The 16905-nt window shown below is 38.8% G+C and carries 20 protein-coding genes; 19 read left to right on the forward strand and 1 reads right to left on the reverse strand.

Annotation, left to right across the window (positions count from 1 at the left end):
- The first annotated feature begins 23 nt into the window (after window positions 1–23).
- Both M3183_RS00945 and efp read left to right on the forward strand, forming a co-directional pair.
- Complete coding sequence (locus tag M3183_RS00945; protein ID WP_251465498.1) at window positions 24–1085, forward strand: M24 family metallopeptidase; 1062 nt, start codon at window positions 24–26, stop codon at window positions 1083–1085.
- Between the two features lie 21 nt (window positions 1086–1106).
- Window positions 1107–1664 (forward strand): elongation factor P, encoded by a 558-nt coding sequence (gene efp, locus M3183_RS00950; protein ID WP_251465500.1) that lies wholly within the window; start codon window positions 1107–1109, stop codon window positions 1662–1664.
- A gap of 61 nt (window positions 1665–1725) precedes the next feature.
- Here efp and M3183_RS00955 read toward each other — a convergent pair whose 3' ends face one another.
- Complete coding sequence (locus tag M3183_RS00955; RefSeq protein ID WP_251465502.1) at window positions 1726–2391, reverse strand: SIMPL domain-containing protein; 666 nt, start codon at window positions 2389–2391, stop codon at window positions 1726–1728.
- A gap of 213 nt (window positions 2392–2604) precedes the next feature.
- Between M3183_RS00955 and spoIIIAA the strand changes: the two genes are divergently transcribed.
- From spoIIIAA to dxs, 17 genes are all read left to right on the forward strand, one after another.
- Window positions 2605–3531: a stage III sporulation protein AA gene (gene spoIIIAA, locus M3183_RS00960; RefSeq protein WP_311315336.1), complete on the forward strand. Its 927-nt coding sequence runs from the start codon at window positions 2605–2607 to the stop codon at window positions 3529–3531.
- Window positions 3532–4047: a stage III sporulation protein SpoIIIAB gene (gene spoIIIAB / locus M3183_RS00965; protein WP_251465503.1), complete on the forward strand. Its 516-nt coding sequence runs from the start codon at window positions 3532–3534 to the stop codon at window positions 4045–4047. It abuts the gene before it with no gap.
- An 11-nt stretch (window positions 4048–4058) separates the two neighbouring features.
- A complete protein-coding gene (gene spoIIIAC, locus M3183_RS00970; protein WP_007084610.1) occupies window positions 4059–4262 on the forward strand; it encodes a stage III sporulation protein AC in 204 nt (67 codons plus the stop codon).
- Between the two features lie 25 nt (window positions 4263–4287).
- Entirely contained in the window at window positions 4288–4668 is a 381-nt protein-coding gene (spoIIIAD, locus tag M3183_RS00975) for a stage III sporulation protein AD (RefSeq protein WP_251466238.1), read from the forward strand.
- Window positions 4669–4711: 43 nt separating this feature from the next.
- Entirely contained in the window at window positions 4712–5902 is a 1191-nt protein-coding gene (spoIIIAE, locus tag M3183_RS00980; protein ID WP_396953691.1) for a stage III sporulation protein AE, read from the forward strand.
- Window positions 5903–5912: 10 nt separating this feature from the next.
- Complete coding sequence (spoIIIAF, locus tag M3183_RS00985) at window positions 5913–6542, forward strand: stage III sporulation protein AF (protein ID WP_251465506.1); 630 nt, start codon at window positions 5913–5915, stop codon at window positions 6540–6542.
- The gene (gene spoIIIAG / locus M3183_RS00990) at window positions 6535–7185 is read left to right on the forward strand and encodes a stage III sporulation protein AG (protein ID WP_251465508.1); all 651 of its coding nucleotides are present in this window, start codon (window positions 6535–6537) and stop codon (window positions 7183–7185) included. The genes spoIIIAF and spoIIIAG overlap by 8 nt, the downstream gene beginning before the upstream one ends.
- A gap of 15 nt (window positions 7186–7200) precedes the next feature.
- Window positions 7201–7758, forward strand: a complete 558-nt coding sequence (locus M3183_RS00995) for a SpoIIIAH-like family protein (RefSeq protein WP_251465512.1) — start codon at window positions 7201–7203, stop codon at window positions 7756–7758.
- Between the two features lie 219 nt (window positions 7759–7977).
- Window positions 7978–8484, forward strand: a complete 507-nt coding sequence (gene accB / locus M3183_RS01000; RefSeq protein WP_251465513.1) for an acetyl-CoA carboxylase biotin carboxyl carrier protein — start codon at window positions 7978–7980, stop codon at window positions 8482–8484.
- A gap of 15 nt (window positions 8485–8499) precedes the next feature.
- Window positions 8500–9855: an acetyl-CoA carboxylase biotin carboxylase subunit gene (gene accC, locus M3183_RS01005; RefSeq protein ID WP_251465514.1), complete on the forward strand. Its 1356-nt coding sequence runs from the start codon at window positions 8500–8502 to the stop codon at window positions 9853–9855.
- A 19-nt stretch (window positions 9856–9874) separates the two neighbouring features.
- Window positions 9875–10285 carry an Asp23/Gls24 family envelope stress response protein gene (locus M3183_RS01010; RefSeq protein ID WP_251465515.1) on the forward strand — a complete coding sequence of 137 codons (411 nt, stop codon included), beginning with the start codon at window positions 9875–9877 and terminating at the stop codon, window positions 10283–10285.
- Window positions 10286–10447: 162 nt separating this feature from the next.
- On the forward strand, window positions 10448–10837 hold the full coding sequence (gene nusB / locus M3183_RS01015; RefSeq protein WP_251465516.1) for a transcription antitermination factor NusB: 390 nt from the start codon (window positions 10448–10450) through the stop codon (window positions 10835–10837).
- Window positions 10838–11162: 325 nt separating this feature from the next.
- Window positions 11163–12017, forward strand: a complete 855-nt coding sequence (folD, locus tag M3183_RS01020) for a bifunctional methylenetetrahydrofolate dehydrogenase/methenyltetrahydrofolate cyclohydrolase FolD (protein WP_251465517.1) — start codon at window positions 11163–11165, stop codon at window positions 12015–12017.
- Between the two features lie 380 nt (window positions 12018–12397).
- Window positions 12398–13756 (forward strand): exodeoxyribonuclease VII large subunit, encoded by a 1359-nt coding sequence (xseA, locus tag M3183_RS01025; protein ID WP_251465521.1) that lies wholly within the window; start codon window positions 12398–12400, stop codon window positions 13754–13756.
- Window positions 13746–13976 carry an exodeoxyribonuclease VII small subunit gene (locus tag M3183_RS01030; protein ID WP_311315337.1) on the forward strand — a complete coding sequence of 77 codons (231 nt, stop codon included), beginning with the start codon at window positions 13746–13748 and terminating at the stop codon, window positions 13974–13976. The genes xseA and M3183_RS01030 overlap by 11 nt, the downstream gene beginning before the upstream one ends.
- A 2-nt stretch (window positions 13977–13978) precedes the next feature.
- Window positions 13979–14872 (forward strand): polyprenyl synthetase family protein, encoded by an 894-nt coding sequence (locus M3183_RS01035; RefSeq protein ID WP_251465522.1) that lies wholly within the window; start codon window positions 13979–13981, stop codon window positions 14870–14872.
- 135 nt (window positions 14873–15007) lie between these two features.
- Window positions 15008–16903, forward strand: a complete 1896-nt coding sequence (gene dxs, locus M3183_RS01040) for a 1-deoxy-D-xylulose-5-phosphate synthase (RefSeq protein ID WP_251465523.1) — start codon at window positions 15008–15010, stop codon at window positions 16901–16903.
- Window positions 16904–16905: the final 2 nt, after the last annotated feature.

The following is a 16905-nucleotide window of genomic DNA, read 5'->3' on the forward strand; positions in this document are numbered from 1 at the left end:
GAATTAAAAAGGAGAGTGGAAACATGGAAAAATTAACGAAACTTAGAAAAGAATTTGAAGCAAATGGAATAGATGGGGTTCTTATCACAAGTCCCTACAACCGCCGCTACATATCCAATTTCACAGGTACTGCCGGTGTTGTATTGATTAGTACGGATAAAGCACAATTTATTACTGATTTCCGCTATGTTGAACAAGCATCAAAGCAATGTGAAGGCTTTGAAGTAATTAAGTTTTCAGATTCCATACCAAAAGAAGTTGCTGAACAGGTAAGAAAATTAGGCATCAAAAAATTGGGCTTTGAAGAAGATTATTTAACTTACTCTTTATTTAAAGTATATGAAGAAGAAGTGAAAGCTGAACTTGTACCTATTGCAGGTGTTATTGAAAAGTTACGCTTGATTAAGACGGATGCAGAGATTAAGATAATAAAGGAAGCTGCAGATATTGCTGATGCCGCTTTTAAACATGTTTTAGATTTTATCCGTCCTGGTAAAACGGAGATGGAAGTGTCGAATGAGTTAGAGTTCTTTATGAGAAAAGCTGGAGCGACTTCTTCGTCTTTTGATACCATTGTTGCTTCAGGAGTTCGTTCAGCGCTTCCGCATGGTGTTGCAACTGACAAGGTAATCGAAAAGGGTGATATGGTTACTCTTGATTTTGGTGCATATTATAAAGGATATGTTTCAGATATCACAAGAACAGTTGCTGTCGGAGAACCTGAGGACAGGTTAAAAGAAATCTATCAAATTGTTCTCGATGCACAGCTTAGAGGTATGGATGGTCTGAAACCGGGGTTAACTGGCAAACAAGCAGATGCCTTGACTAGAGACTACATAACTGAAAAAGGTTTTGGAGATAATTTTGGCCATTCAACTGGTCATGGAATTGGGCTTGAAGTTCATGAGGGTCCAGCCCTTTCAATGAGATCGGAACTTGTTCTTGAACCAGGAATGGTGGTAACATGTGAACCAGGTATTTACGTTCCAGGACTTGGCGGAGTGCGGATTGAAGATGATACGCTTATTACAAACGATCATAATGAAGTCCTTACTCATTCAACCAAAGATTTAATTATTTTGTAATGGCTTAGGAGGAATTTTTGCATGATTTCTGTTAACGATTTTCGTACAGGACTAACAATTGAGGTAGACGGCGGTATCTGGCGCGTCTTAGATTTCCAACACGTAAAACCTGGGAAAGGTGCTGCATTTGTTCGCTCTAAACTGCGCAATCTTCGCAATGGTGCTATCCAGGAGAAAACTTTCCGTGCTGGTGAAAAGGTAGAGAAGGCACAAATTGATAACCGTAAAATGCAATATTTATACGCAAGCGGTGACCAGCATGTATTCATGGATATGGAATCCTATGAACAAGTGGAACTTCCTGCAGAAAGCATTGAATATGAATTAAAGTTTTTAAAAGAAAACATGGAAGTTCATATTATGATGTATCAAGGCGAAACTCTAGGTGTGGAACTGCCAAATACTGTTGTATTAGAAGTAACAGAAACAGAACCAGGAATTAAAGGAGATACTGCTACAGGCGGATCAAAACCTGCAACTCTTGAAACTGGACTTATTGTTCAAGTTCCATTCTTCGTAAATATTGGAGATAAATTAATTATTAACACAACTGAAGGTACTTACGTATCAAGAGCATAAGATTTTGGAAAAAGCCTTAACCCGTGATTAAAGCGGATTAAGGCTTTTTATTTGACTGATTTTATATTGTTCTGTAATGAAATTCTGCCAGTATATTTGCCTTTATTAGGATTTGACCAGGCTCGAATTGAGTGGAGCTGATTCCTTTAACAAAGGTTTCCGGCTGGTGGGAGAATGGCTGAAAAGTTGTTTCTCCTTCCACGATTAAACGAGGGGTTGGTACCAAATATACCTTTAGTGAAGCTGCCATTGTCTTTGCTTTTTCTAAGGAATCCTCAATGGCTGAAATTAAAGCTTTTCTATAATATGGGTCTTTCTGTTTAACTGAAAATTGTACATTTGACACATAATTCACGCCGCTTTGAACGGCATAGTCCACCACTTTTCCAACAATAGACAAATCCTCCAATTTTACTTGCAAAATATGGGAAACCTTATACCCCCTGAAAATTTGTTTTCCTTCAACATAGTCGTAATCCGATTCTATACGATAATCAAAGGTTTTCAATTGCTCGTGATGAACGCCTTGGGATATGAGGGAGTCTATAACATTTTTGCTATTCTGTGAATTTTGTTTTTGGACAGCTTCCAATTCCTTGCCTTCGGTAATAATGCCAAGGTTTATGGAAGCGGAGTCTGGCTTTGCTGCTATTTCTCCCTCTCCCTTCACTTTCATAACAAACCACTCTGGATTTGTCTGTCTGTATTGAGGCCGGTAATGAAACATGAGCATCCTCCCTTACTAGTATGCTTCTATAATCTACGATTGCTTGATAGAAAATGTTCCTCATGGGGATATTCTACTTTTTAATGATTCTTCTAGTAAAAATGAAAGAAAAGGTAGATTAAAACTATTTTTTTGTAAATATGAAAGTCATATTGTGTCTCTTCAGGCATACATTTTAATTAATGAGACAGGCATGACGGGGAGGAAAATGAAGTGGAAGAAACCATTTTGAACTTTTTGCCTAAAACCATTGCTGATCAAATGAATAATATCCCTCCTTCTCTTATGAAAGAACTGGAAGAAATTCGTATCCGTATTAATCGGCCAATTGAAGTAACAACGAAAGGAGAGCCGGTATTCCTGCCATACATCATACAGCCGGAAGATGCTTTTCATTTAATGAATAAAATCAGTCAATTCTCCATTTACACTCTTGAGGAAGAACTTAAACGCGGTTACATCACTGTTTCGGGCGGTCATCGAATTGGATTGGCCGGGAAGGTGATTTTGGAATATGGCAAAGTTAAGGCAATCCGGGATATCTCTTCTTTTAATATTCGAATTGCCAGAGAAAAAATAGGGATCGCTGAGCCTGTTATTCCCTACATTTTCCAGAAAAAATGGAAGAATACAATGGTAATCGGGCCACCGCAAACTGGAAAAACAACTTTATTACGCGATATTGCGAGAATTATTTCCACTGGCAGTGAAAAAATCAGAATTCAAGCCAAAAAGGTTGGGATTGTTGATGAGCGCAGTGAGATTGCCGGCAGTATAAACGGTGTGCCGCAATTGACCTTTGGTGTAAGGGTAGATGTGTTAGATGCTTGTCCAAAGGCGGAAGGCATGATGATGATGATTCGATCCATGAGTCCAGAAATACTTGTAGTTGATGAAATTGGAAATAGAGAAGATGCTGAAGCCATTCAAGAGGCCGTTCATGCGGGTATTCAATTATTTATGACAACACATGGATCCAGCTTGGAGGAAATTAGTAAACGGCCATCTTTACAAAATATTGTTCAGCAGAGAATTTTTGAACGATATATTGTTCTAAGCAGGAAGTCAGGACCTGGAACAATTGTCCATATTTTAGATGAGTGTGGAAGAGAAATAAAGGAAAAAGTGAGTGTGACATAGATGGTTAAGCTTATAGGTGCCATATTCATACTAGTTGCCACCACTGTCATTGGATTTGAAGCCTCAAGGCGCTTTAGCGATCGGCCGCAGCAGCTTCGTTATTTAAGATCTGCTTTACAATCACTGGAAGCAGAAATAATGTATGGTCATACCCCATTGCATGAAGCCGCAAGAAGACTTTCTGCACAGCTTTCAAAGCCGCTCTCAGGATTTTTTGACAGTTTTGCACGAAAGCTGACCAATACGGAAACAACCGTAAAAGAAGCTTGGGAAACAAGTTTACGAGAGGTTTGGAAGTCGACTGCTTTAAAAAAGGGTGAGTTCGAAATAATGAAGCAGTTTGGTGAAACTCTAGGCCGGCATGACCGCTTTTCCCAGCAGAAACAAATTATGCTGACCCTTTCCCATCTTGAAAGAGAAGAAGCAAATGCCGTTCAGGCACAAATGAAATACGAAAAAATGGTGAAGAGCCTAGGGTTTTTAACAGGCTTATTACTGATCATTTTATTATTTTAGGGGGAAAAGCAATGGGTTTAGAAGTGGATATTATTTTTAAAATTGCAGGAGTAGGTATTGTGGTGGCATTTTTACACACAGTTCTTGATCAAGTTGGAAAGAAAGAATATGCCCAATGGGTCACCTTATTTGGGTTTATTTATATCTTGTTCCAAGTAGCTTCCATAGTGGACGACCTCTTCCAAAAAATAAAATCGGTATTCTTATTCCAATAGAAGGGGGGGCTTTGCGATTGAAATTATAAAAATAGTCGGAGTTGCCCTTATTGCTACCTTTCTAGCCTTAATTATAAAAGAGCAAAAACCAAATTTTGCATTTCTTCTAACTGTGTTCGTCGGCTGTGTTATTTTTCTTTTTTTAGTGGACAAGATCTTTGAGATCATTCACATGCTTGAAAGGCTGGCAGTGAATGCCAAGGTGAATCTTGTGTATGTGGAAACTATCCTTAAAATTATTGGGATTGCTTATATTGCTGAGTTTGCAGTACAGATAACAAAAGATGCGGGTCAAGGAGCTATTGCATCAAAAATTGAATTGGCTGGAAAGGTTATTATTCTAGCAATGGCGATTCCAATTCTTACCGTATTAATTGAAACGATTATTAAACTTATTCCGAGCTAATACCGTCCTAAATGGGGTGTAAAAATTGAAGCACCGTTTGCAGATGATACCAATTATTGTCCTTTTCATCTTTTTCTTCTCAATTCCAAATGTAGTGGCTGCCCAAGGGTCCCAAGAAGATGCTGAAGCAACAACACCACTTTCACCTCAGGAGCTCGTTGATTCACAGCTGGAATCATTAGATTTAACAGAATTGAAACAGTTTTGGGAGGATATAACCAACAAATATGGCGGCTTTCTTCCAGAGAGTCAAAAAGGGAGTCTCTATGATTTTATTAGTGGGGACAAACACTTTTCTTTTAAAGAATGGGGAAAGGGAATCCTAAAGTTTGCCTTCCATGAATTTGTTGCAAATGGGAAATTATTGGGTTCCTTAATCATGCTGGCAATCTTTAGTATGTTTTTGCAATCAATGCAAAATGCCTTTGAAAAAAGCAATATTAGTAAAGTGGCATATGCGATTATTTATATGGTCTTGGTCATTATTGCTTTGAATAGTTTTCATGTAGCTATCAGCTATACAAATGAAGCAATTGGTACAATGATTTCGTTTGTATTAGCATTGATTCCTCTGCTTTTGGGATTAATTGCTGCATCCGGCGGAATAGTGTCGGCAGCGTTTTTTCATCCGGTTATATTGTTTCTCATGAATATTAGCGGCATGTTTATGCAGTATGTTATACTCCCGCTTTTATTTTTGGCTACCTTGCTGAGTATCGTCAGTACGATGTCAGATCAATATAAAGTAACCCAATTAGCAGGTTTATTAAGAAACTGGAGCATTGGATTAATGGGGCTGTTTCTTACCGTATTCCTAGGTGTTATTTCTGTCCAGGGGGCATCAGCTGCAGTGACGGACGGTGTGGCAATCAGGACAGCAAAGTTTATCACCGGAAACTTTATCCCCGTGATAGGCAGAATGTTTACAGATGCTACAGATACGGTAATAAGTGCTTCTGTTTTATTGAAAAATTCTGTAGGGATTGCAGGAGTGGCGATTTTAATGATTATCGTGGCCTTTCCAGCTATCAAAATATTATTAATTTCCTTTATTTATAAATTTGCAGCGGCAATTTTACAGCCTTTGGGGGGCGGACCCATTATCACATGCCTCGATATCATCAGCAAAAGTGTCATTTATGTATTTGCAGCACTTGGGATTGTCTCTTTTATGTTTTTCTTAAGTATTACCGTCATTGTAGCAGCTGGTAATCTGACAATGATGATGAGATAGGGGGATGAAAATGGACTTTATTACAGAGTGGGTAACCAATATTATCTTATTTATTCTATTAGCAACCGTCATAGATATGCTGCTGCCCAATTCCAGCATGCAAAAATACACAAAAATGGTAATGGGTTTGCTGTTAATTGCCATTATTCTGACCCCTATCTTTAAAATAATCTCGAAGGATTTTGAGTCAGCGATGACTTCAATCCCGCTGGATCAAGGAACTGACGAAAAAAATATGAAAAATTTAATAGATTTAAAGAAAAAAGAAATACAAGCCTCACAACATGCATATATTTTAGAAGAATTGGCTGGCAGCCTGAAAAAGGACGTTAAGGAGGAGTTGATGAAGCAATACGGATTGGAGATAGCAAAAATTGATGTAGAAATGAACGCGGATAGTGACCAAGCAACGTTGAAAAACCTCCAAAAGGTAATGGTTCTTCTGAAGCAGCCGGAAACAGGCGGGAAGACAGTCGAAGCGGTTAAACCAATCGTTATTAACACAGAAACACCTCTTCCATCTCAAAAATCAACAGAAGAAGCAGAAAAAATTGCCGCATTTCTATCGCAAAAATGGAATGTAAACGAAGAAACAGTGGAAGTTTCGATTGAAGGGGGGGTTCATAACAAAAATGGATAACAATAAAGGTCCATTTTCATGGCTGAAAAGCCGGCTCAAACAAGACGAAACAAACAATAAGAAACCAGGAAAATACCAATATATGCTGCTGGTATTATTGATTGGGGCAGCCTTCATGATTGTTGGAAATATTTTTTTAAAGACAAAGACAAGCACATCTGACGTTCCGGCTGCCGCTGTACAAAAGGAACAGAATAAAGATGTTGCGGTATTCGGCCAGAAAAAATCAACAGGAAATAAAACAATCGCCGCTTATGAAGAAAAGTATGAGAAACAGCTTAAAAATGCCCTGGAAGAAATGCTTGGGGTTGATGATGTTACTGTCGTAGTCAACATAGATTCAACAGACCGAAAAATATTAGAAAAAAATACAAATACGAAAACACAGACAACCGAAGAGGGGGATCGAGACGGCGGACAGCGAAAAGTCCAGGAGGTCTCAACTGATGAACAGCTTGTGATCATCCGCGCCGGAGAAAAAGAGGTGCCGATTGTCGTTGAAACAAAAAAGCCATCAGTCCGCGGTGTACTGGTTGTAGCGAAGGGCGCAGAAAATATTGAAGTAAAAAAATGGATAAAAGAAGCTGTGACAAGGGTTTTGGATGTTCCAAGCTATCGTGTCTCAGTTATGCCTAAAAAATAAAAAGGGGTGTTTTGAATGCTATTAAAGAAACAAACAGTTTGGTTATTAACAATGTTGAGTCTGGTGGTTGTATTGTCGGTGTACTATATTACTTCTCCTGAACAGCAGAAAAGTGATTTAGCTGCGGTAGAGCAAAAAGCAAAAGATCAGGCAGATCAAAAGCAGGCAAAATCCGAAAAGTCAGCAACAGATGATAAGACTGTCATTTCATCGGTTGCAGGCGATGCTGAATTTGAAGAATTACGGATGAAATTGGATGATATGCGAAGCGAACAGAAGGAAGAATTAACATTAGAAATGGCCTCCAATCTTCCTGCGGACGAAAAAAGTAAAATTAAGGATCAAATGGACCAATTGACAGAAACAGCTCATAAAGAACAAGTCCTTGAAACGATGATTAAAACGATGGGATATGATGATGCCCTTGTTCGTGCAGAAGGGGAGCAGGTGAAAGTAACCGTTAAATCAAAGAAAAAACCATCAGCAACAGAAGCGAATAAAATCATTCTTGAAGTGAAAAAAGAATTGAATGACGCTACCTTTGTTTCTGTAGCATACCAGCCGTCAAAATAATTAGATAGAAAAAAGGAAAGCGGATATGCTTTCCTTTTTTCTATGGATAAAAATCGGTTGTTACATTTCACATTTTTGGAAAAAAACATTAAAATAAAAATATGTAATGCAAATGATGATTTGACTAAGTGAAATTAGATTATTGAACTTTTATCAAGTATTATCGTATAGTATTATTAGCTAGTAATAAAAAAGGTAGATACAAAGGGGTGTAACCTAATGTTAAAAGTACAAGAAATTCGTGAATTGATTAAATTAGTAGATCAGTCAAGTATTGATGAATTTGTTTATGAAAATGAAGGTTCAAAAATCCAAATGAAGAAAGCGGGCAGCGTAACAGTGCCAACTGTACAGCAGGCCGTCCCAGCAGCACCAGTTGAATATCAGCCAGTTCCAGTCCAAGTTGCTGCACCTCAAGCACCTGCAGCAGAAGTGAAACAGGAGGCTCCCAAGGCTGAGCTGACAGTCGAAGCTGACACAGCAAATTTACATAAAATTACTTCACCAATGGTCGGAACCTTCTATGCATCTCCAAGCCCAGATGCAGATGTTTATGTATCCGTAGGTTCTAAAGTATCAAATGATTCAATTGTTTGTATCGTTGAAGCAATGAAATTATTTAATGAAATTGAAGCTGAGGTAAACGGAGAAATTGTAGAAGTGCTCGTTAAAAATGGACAATTAGTAGAATACGGACAGCCTTTATTTTTAGTAAAGCCTGAATAAGGAGCGGTAAACAGGATGATAAAAAAACTGTTAATTGCAAACAGGGGAGAAATTGCCGTCAGGATAATTCGTGCCTGCCGGGAAATGGGGATTGAGTCTGTTGCAGTATATTCAGAAGCGGATCGTGAAGCACTTCATGTCCAGCTGGCTGATGAAGCCTACTGTATTGGACCTACTTCTTCAAAGGATAGTTATTTAAACGTTACAAATATTATTAGTGTAGCTAAACTAACAGCTTGTGATGCCATACATCCGGGATATGGCTTCTTAGCAGAGAATGCTGATTTTGCAGAGCTTTGCCGTGAATGTAATATCACATTTGTAGGGCCAAGCCCGGAAGCCATTACCAAAATGGGAACAAAGGATATTGCAAGAGAAACAATGCGTCAAGCAGGCGTCCCTATCGTGCCTGGTTCTCAGGGTATTATAAACGATATTGATGAGGCACTTGATCTTGTGAAAAAAATTGAATATCCGGTTATCATTAAGGCAACAGCAGGTGGCGGCGGTAAAGGAATCCGCGTAGCCAAAAATGAACAAGAATTAATAAAAGGGATTAATATTACCCAGCAGGAGGCGTTAACAGCCTTTGGAAATCCTGGAGTTTATATTGAAAAATATATAGAGGATTTCCGTCATGTTGAGATTCAAGTTCTTGCAGATAATCATGGAAATGCAATCCATTTAGGTGAAAGAGATTGTTCCATCCAGCGAAGATTGCAAAAGCTGCTTGAAGAAACTCCATCTCCTGCACTTGACGGTGAAATTCGTGCTGAAATGGGTGATGCAGCTGTTAAAGCTGCCAAGGCAGTAGATTATTCAGGTGCTGGAACAGTAGAATTTATATATGACTATAGGAATCGTAAATTTTACTTCATGGAAATGAATACAAGAATTCAAGTTGAGCATCCGGTAACAGAAATGGTAACTGGAATAGATCTCATTAAAGAGCAGATTCATGTAGCGAATGGTGAAAAATTATCATTAACACAAGATGATGTTACTTTTAACGGATGGGCTATTGAATGCCGTATTAATGCGGAAAATCCCGAAAAGAATTTCATGCCGTCAGCTGGAAAAATCAAAATGTATTTACCGCCAGGAGGTCTTGGAGTCCGTGTAGATTCCGCTGCGTACCCAGGGTATACCATTCCTCCATATTACGATTCCATGATTGCTAAAGTGATTGCTTATGGCAGCACCAGAGACGAGGCAATTTCCAGAATGAAACGGGCACTTAGTGAGTTTGTTGTTGAAGGAATTCATACGACGATACCCTTTCACTTAAGATTGCTTGACAACAAGGATTTTGTGGAAGGTAATTTCAATACTAAGTTTCTAGAATTACACGATATAATGAAGTCAGTTTAAAAAAACTGGAGGTGTTCAGATGAGTGAATTTAACATTTTAGAAATGGAACAGGAAAATAACAGTCATGGGAAAATTGAAATTGCCCCTGAGGTGATTGAAGTGATTGCTGGAATTGCAGCATCAGAAGTAGATGGTGTATCTGGCATGCGCGGCAATTTTGCAACAGGTGTAGTGGAACGATTAGGGAAGAAAAACCATGGTAAAGGTGTTAAAGTGGAGCTGACAGAAACCGGCATTATCATTGATGTGTATTGTTTAATGAAATTTGGGGTATCAATTCCAAATATTGCTGGTAAGATTCAGGAAAACATTCGTCAAGCCCTGCTAAACATGACAGCTTTAGATCCGGAAGAGGTTAACATTCATATTGTTGGAGTTCAATTCGAAACTCAAAAACAAGAAGAACCGGTTGTTGAAGAAGAAGTGTAAATGTAAAAGCCAAAGGATTGGTCCTTTGGCTTTTACATTTTTGAATTACTGATAAAGGGTGCAACTGAAAAATAGTTATGCTATTATCATTTTGTTAAATACTATATTATAATAAAAAATTGACAATAATGTGTGTAACTATTTTAAAAGGAGAAAAAATATATGAAGAGAAGAACAGCGAGAGAGAAAGCTTTACAGGCTCTTTTTCAAATTGATGTAAGTAACACTGATCCAACTTCGGCATTAGATCATGTTTTGGATGGAGAAGCAGGAGATGATTACTTATCGAAACTTGTATTGGGAGTCGTTGAACATAAAGCTGAAATTGACCACTTAATTATCGGAAATCTGGAGAAATGGTCCATTGATAGATTAGCCACTGTGGACCGAAACCTGTTAAGATTAGCTGTCTACGAATTACAGTATTTACAGGATGAGGTTCCAAAAAACGTTATTCTGGATGAAGCAATTGAAATTGCTAAAATATTTGGGGATGACCAATCTAGCAAATTTATTAATGCTGTTCTTTCGAAAGTGAAACAAAAACTTTAAAATATTTAGAATTTGTTAAGATAATTATTTTTTTACGGTGATTAATTGGAGCAGAAGGCATGAACCTTGTAAAGCTAATGCCTTTCCTTCGTAGGTAAGCAGATTCAGTTTCTAGAAAGTTTTTCAGTTTTCATCTGGAGACAGGAAAGGGGATACCCTGAAAGCGCCTGGGAGGCCCCTGAACGCACGTGAGCGGCTTATGTCTTCTTCAAAAGCGAGTGCTTTAGTGGTGCGGTGCCTATGCTCCGTTGACTTCTTGTAGTGGGGCGAAAAGCAGCAGCCAAGGTAAAAACGTTAATATAAAATATAAGGGAGAGATCTTTCTATGACCGCTGAAATAATTAATGGTAAGGAAATTGCTGCAAAGAAAAGACAAGAAATTGGTAAAGAAGTAGAAAAACTCAAGGAAAAAGGTGTTGTTCCAGGATTAGCTGTTATTCTTGTAGGGAACAATGACGCATCGCGTACATATGTAAGAAATAAACAAAAGGCATGTCAAGAGCTTGGAATGCATTCTGTTCTTATTGAAATGCCTGAGGAAGTTTCTGAAGAAGAACTTTTGGCAAAAATTGATGAATTGAATCATGCTTCTGAAATTCATGGCATTTTAGTACAGCTTCCAATTCCAAAACATATTGATGAGAAAAAAGTAATCGAATCTATTTCTCCATCAAAGGATGTAGATGGCTTTCATCCAGTAAACATCGGCAGAATGATGACTGGACAAAATGCATTTCTTCCATGTACACCATATGGAATTATGGTGCTTCTTGAGGAAACTGGTATTTCACCTGCGGGAAAACATGTCGTTGTAGTCGGCAGAAGTAATATAGTCGGTAAGCCTGTCGGTCAATTAATGCTGAATCATAATGCAACTGTAACCTATTGCCACTCTAAGACTAAGGATTTAAAGCAATACACGAAACAAGCGGATATTGTTGTTTCAGCTGTAGGAATTGCTAATTTTATTAAAGCAGATCATATTAAAGAGGGTGCAGTTGTCATTGATGTTGGAATGAACCGCAACGAGGCTGGTAAACTTTGTGGAGATGTTGATTTTGAAGAAGTTAAAGAGAAGGCTGGATACATCACCCCAGTTCCAAAAGGTGTAGGCCCAATGACGATTACAATGCTGATGTACAATACTGTCAAATCAGCAGCTGAAAGTATAAATCGCTAAAATTAATATGCTCTTGCCACTTATCCAGAATGAACTGACAGAAAAGACCCCCACTTCAAGGCTTAGTGAAAGCAGGAAGTAAGTGGGGTTTTTCTGCACGTAAAAACCCTGATTGGTGAGATAAAGCAAAACCTATCTTCATTATTTTTTAGTAGAAATCGGTTTTGTACTTGTCTAAATTTGGGACAGTAGAACAGGACCATTAGTGCGGGATGGGGCGGGAACCCCTCCGCTGATGAAAGTTTTACTTTACTTTATTATGAAGCCTCCATTATTACTATTATGGCGGACAAAATGGGAGGCTGAATATATAATAGTAAGGACTGAGTCACTTATCATTATCTTGCAAAGGCGTTTACGCTTTTATTGAAGGAGAAGTTATGCAGGAACAACGTTATTTATCTGTAAATGCGTTAACCAAATACATAAGACGAAAATTTGATGCAGACCCACATCTTCGTAATATTCCTGTCAGAGGAGAAATCTCAAATTTTAAACAACATTCAAGCGGCCATATGTATCTGACTTTAAAGGATGAGAAGGCCCGCATCCAAGCTGTTATGTTTGCAAGCAGTTCGCGAACGATGAAATTTAAGCCGGAAAACGGCATGAAAGTAATTGTTAAAGGTGATATAACAGTCTTCGAACCGAATGGACAATATCAAATTTATATTAAAGAAATGCAGCCTGATGGTATTGGGGAATTATTCTTAGCATATGAACAATTAAAACAAAGGCTTGGGGAAGAAGGGTTATTTTCTCCTGAGAAGAAAAAGCCGCTGCCGCTTTTCCCAAAAACAGTCGGTGTGATTACATCTCCTACCGGAGCGGCAATTAGAGATGTCATTACAACGATTAAACGCCGATATCCGATTGTCAATATTCTTGTTTTTCCTGTTCTTGTTCAAGGAGATCAAGCGGCACCTTCGATTGCAAAGGCAATTAAAAAAGCTAATAAAAGAAAAGATATTGATGTTTTAATTGTTGGAAGGGGAGGCGGATCTATTGAGGAATTATGGGCGTTTAACGAAGAGCTCGTTGCACGGGCAATCCATGATTCAACCATCCCAATCATATCAGCTGTCGGCCATGAAACTGATTTTACGATCGCTGACTTTGTCGCTGATTTACGTGCGCCTACCCCGACTGGTGCAGCGGAACTGGCTGTTCCGCACATAGATGAATTGATGGAACGGATACTTCAGCGGCAAACACGGCTGATCCGGGTAATGCAGGAAAAATTCCGTTTTGAAAAGGAACGCTTATATAGAGCCCAAAAATCGTATGCATTCCGTTATCCGCAAAGGCTTTATGAACAAAAATTAGAGCAGGTTGATAAATTAACTGAATTGTTAGTTCGCGGGTCCTCACGGCTTACTTTGTTAAAAAAAGATCAGTATGAAACACTTTATAAACGTCTGCAGCAGAAAAACCCAAAGGCAGTTTTACATGAAGCCAGTGTACGGACTGAGCGGGTACAAAAAGAGTTGAAACGTTCCATGGAACAAATCTTAACCAAAAAGGAAACAGATTTTAAACGGGTTATATCTACCTTACAAGCTTTAAGTCCCTTAAAAATTATGGAACGTGGATATAGTCTTGCTTACAATGCGGAAAACAGGCTTGTGAAAAGTATTGACCAGGTAAAGGTAGATGACCAGGTCCAAATCCAGCTGACTGACGGGAGTTTAATTTGTAAGGTGGATAGGATAAAGGAGAGCGAAAAACGTGACAACTGAAAATTTAACTTTTGAAGAAGCAATGACAAAACTTGAAAAAATCGTCGAAAAACTAGAAGAAGGAGATGTACCATTAGAAGAGGCGATTATCTTCTATAAAGATGGAATGGAATTATCCAAACTTTGCCATGATAAATTGAAAAGTGTTGAAGAACAGCTTACGCAAATTATTACAGAGGATGGACGTACGGAGAGTTTTTCCGTTAACGAGGAGGAATAGAGTTGGAATCTCAAGGTTTAAAGGCATTTTCCAGAGAGTACAAACAACTGCTAGAAAAGGAGCTTCGCCATTTAGTTGAGGAACTGGATGCTCCTCTTATCTTAAAAGAATCAATGGTTTATTCTCTTGAGGCAGGAGGAAAGAGAATCCGTCCATTATTATTACTTGCAACCCTTGAAGCATTTGGGATTGACCCTAAAAATGGACTTCCGGCAGCTGCAGCAATTGAGATGATTCATACATATTCCCTCATTCATGATGATTTGCCCAGCATGGATAATGATGATCTGCGAAGAGGCAAGCCAACCAACCATAAAGTTTTTGGAGATGCCGTTGCAACCTTGGCTGGTGACGCTTTATTAACCTACAGTTTTGAAGTAATTAATAACATTTCCAATGATTTTGCTTCAGCAGAAACAAAATTAAATGTCATAACGGAAATGGCCAAAGCTGCGGGTGCAGAGGGAATGGTTGGAGGACAAGTGGCCGATATGGAAGGTGAGGAGAAAACATTAACCCTTGAGGAGCTTGAATATATCCATATACATAAAACAGGAAAGCTATTAAGGTTTAGTGTTTTAGCTGGTGCTTTGTTAGCTGGAGCAAATAAAACTCAAATAGAGAGCTTATCTCAATTTGCCCACCACCTTGGACTTGCCTTTCAGATTCAGGATGACATTCTAGATGTAACAGGTAATCAGCAATTGATTGGAAAACCAATTGGCAGTGATACAGCTAATCATAAAAGTACGTACCCGCAATTGTTATCCTTGGAAGGAGCAAAAGATGCTCTCGGGTCACAAATTACCCTTGCAAAAGAAAATTTGAAAAAGACCGGATTAAATACAAACCTCCTTCTTGAAATTACGGACTTAGTAGCAACTAGAAATCATTAATCAGCGGGAATTTGTGACAATGAAATAACTGTGTTATAATGGTTTTCATTGCAGAATACGTTGTAAAGGCCGCCCGCACACTTGTGTCAGCGGCTATTTTTAAGATATTAAAGTTATGAAAGTGAGTGGTCCATCATGGATCTATTATCAATAAAAGACCCGTCCTTTTTAAAAAGAATGTCTACAAAAGAACTTCAAGCTTTAAGTCAGGAAATCCGCCAATTCTTGATTGAAAAGCTGTCGGTGACAGGCGGCCATATTGGACCAAATTTAGGTGTGGTGGAATTAACGATTGCATTGCATAAATGTTTTAACAGTCCAACAGATAAAATTATTTGGGATGTTGGTCATCAATCTTATGTACATAAGATTTTAACAGGCAGAGCATCTGAATTTGACAGCTTAAGACAATATAAAGGACTATGCGGATTTCCAAAGAGAATGGAGAGCGAGCATGATGTGTGGGAGACGGGTCATAGCTCAACATCCCTTTCTGCAGCTATGGGAATGGCGATTGCACGGGATTTAAAAGGAGAAAAGAACTATGTCATTCCGGTAATAGGTGATGGTGCATTAACAGGGGGCATGGCATTAGAAGCTTTAAACCATATCGGCCACGAAAAGAAAGATATGATTGTGATTTTAAATGATAATGAAATGTCGATTGCACCGAATGTTGGGGCATTGCACAACATCCTCATGCAGCTCAGGACAGCAGGAAAATATCAGTGGGTCAAAGATGAGCTGGAAGTTTTATTGAAAAAGGTGCCTGCTGTAGGCGGGAAACTTGCTGCAACAGCAGAGAGAATAAAGGACAGCCTAAAATATTTGTTTGTTTCAGGCATGTTTTTTGAAGAGCTTGGATTTACGTATCTCGGTCCAATTGACGGCCATGATTTTGATTCGTTATTTGAAAACTTGAACTATGCGAAAAAAACCGAGGGACCGACAATCCTTCATGTTATGACTAAAAAAGGAAAAGGATTCTCTCCAGCAGAGTCCGATAAAAAAGGGACATGGCATGGGACAGGACCATATAAAATGGACACTGGCGATTTTGTGAAGCCTGCTAAAAAGCAGCCTCCTGCTTGGAGCAGCCTAGTAAGTGAAACGGTTCGAAGACTTGCACGTACAGATAACAGGATTGTTGCGATTACCCCTGCAATGCCTGTTGGATCAAAGCTTGAAGGCTTTGCTAGTGAATTTCCAGATCGAATGTATGATGTCGGAATTGCCGAACAGCATGCAGCCACAGTTGCAGCTGGTTTAGCTGCGGTAAACATGAAACCATTCCTAGCCATATACTCTACTTTCTTACAAAGAGCATATGATCAGGTTGTTCATGATATTTGCCGGCAAAACCTAAATGTTTTTATTGGCATTGATCGTGCAGGACTCGTCGGCGCCGATGGTGAAACCCACCAAGGTGTCTTTGATATTGCTTTCCTTAGACATGTTCCCAACATCGTTTTGATGATGCCAAAAGATGAAAATGAAGGTCAGCATATGGTTTATACAGCTTTAAATTATAATGAAGGACCTATTGCAATGAGGTTTCCTCGTGGTAACGGCCTTGGGGTGCCGCTTGATAAAGACCTTAAATCCATTCCAATTGGTACTTGGGAAGTTCTTAAAGAGGGCTATGATGCTGCAATCCTGACATTTGGAACAACCATCCCTATGGCTCTTGATGCGGCAATGAAACTTGAAAAACAGGGTATTTCAGTCAGAGTCATTAATGCAAGATTTATTAAACCATTGGATGGTAAAATGCTTTCTTCTTTATTGAACGAAAATATCCCAATTCTTACAATTGAGGAAGCAGTTCTGCAAGGTGGATTCGGCAGTTCTGTATTGGAATATGCCCAGTCCGAAGGGTATTACCATCCCTATATTGACAGGATGGGGATTCCTGACCGATTTATTGAACATGGGGATGTTTCCTGCCTCTTAAAGGAAATTGGTTTGACTTCAGAAGAAGTAGTCAAAAGAATTTCGATTATGGCTAGAAAAAAACAACAAAGGGCATGAAT

The sequence above is a fragment of the Neobacillus mesonae genome (assembly GCF_023715155.1).
Classification (GTDB): domain Bacteria; phylum Bacillota; class Bacilli; order Bacillales; family Cytobacillaceae; genus Neobacillus; species Neobacillus mesonae_A.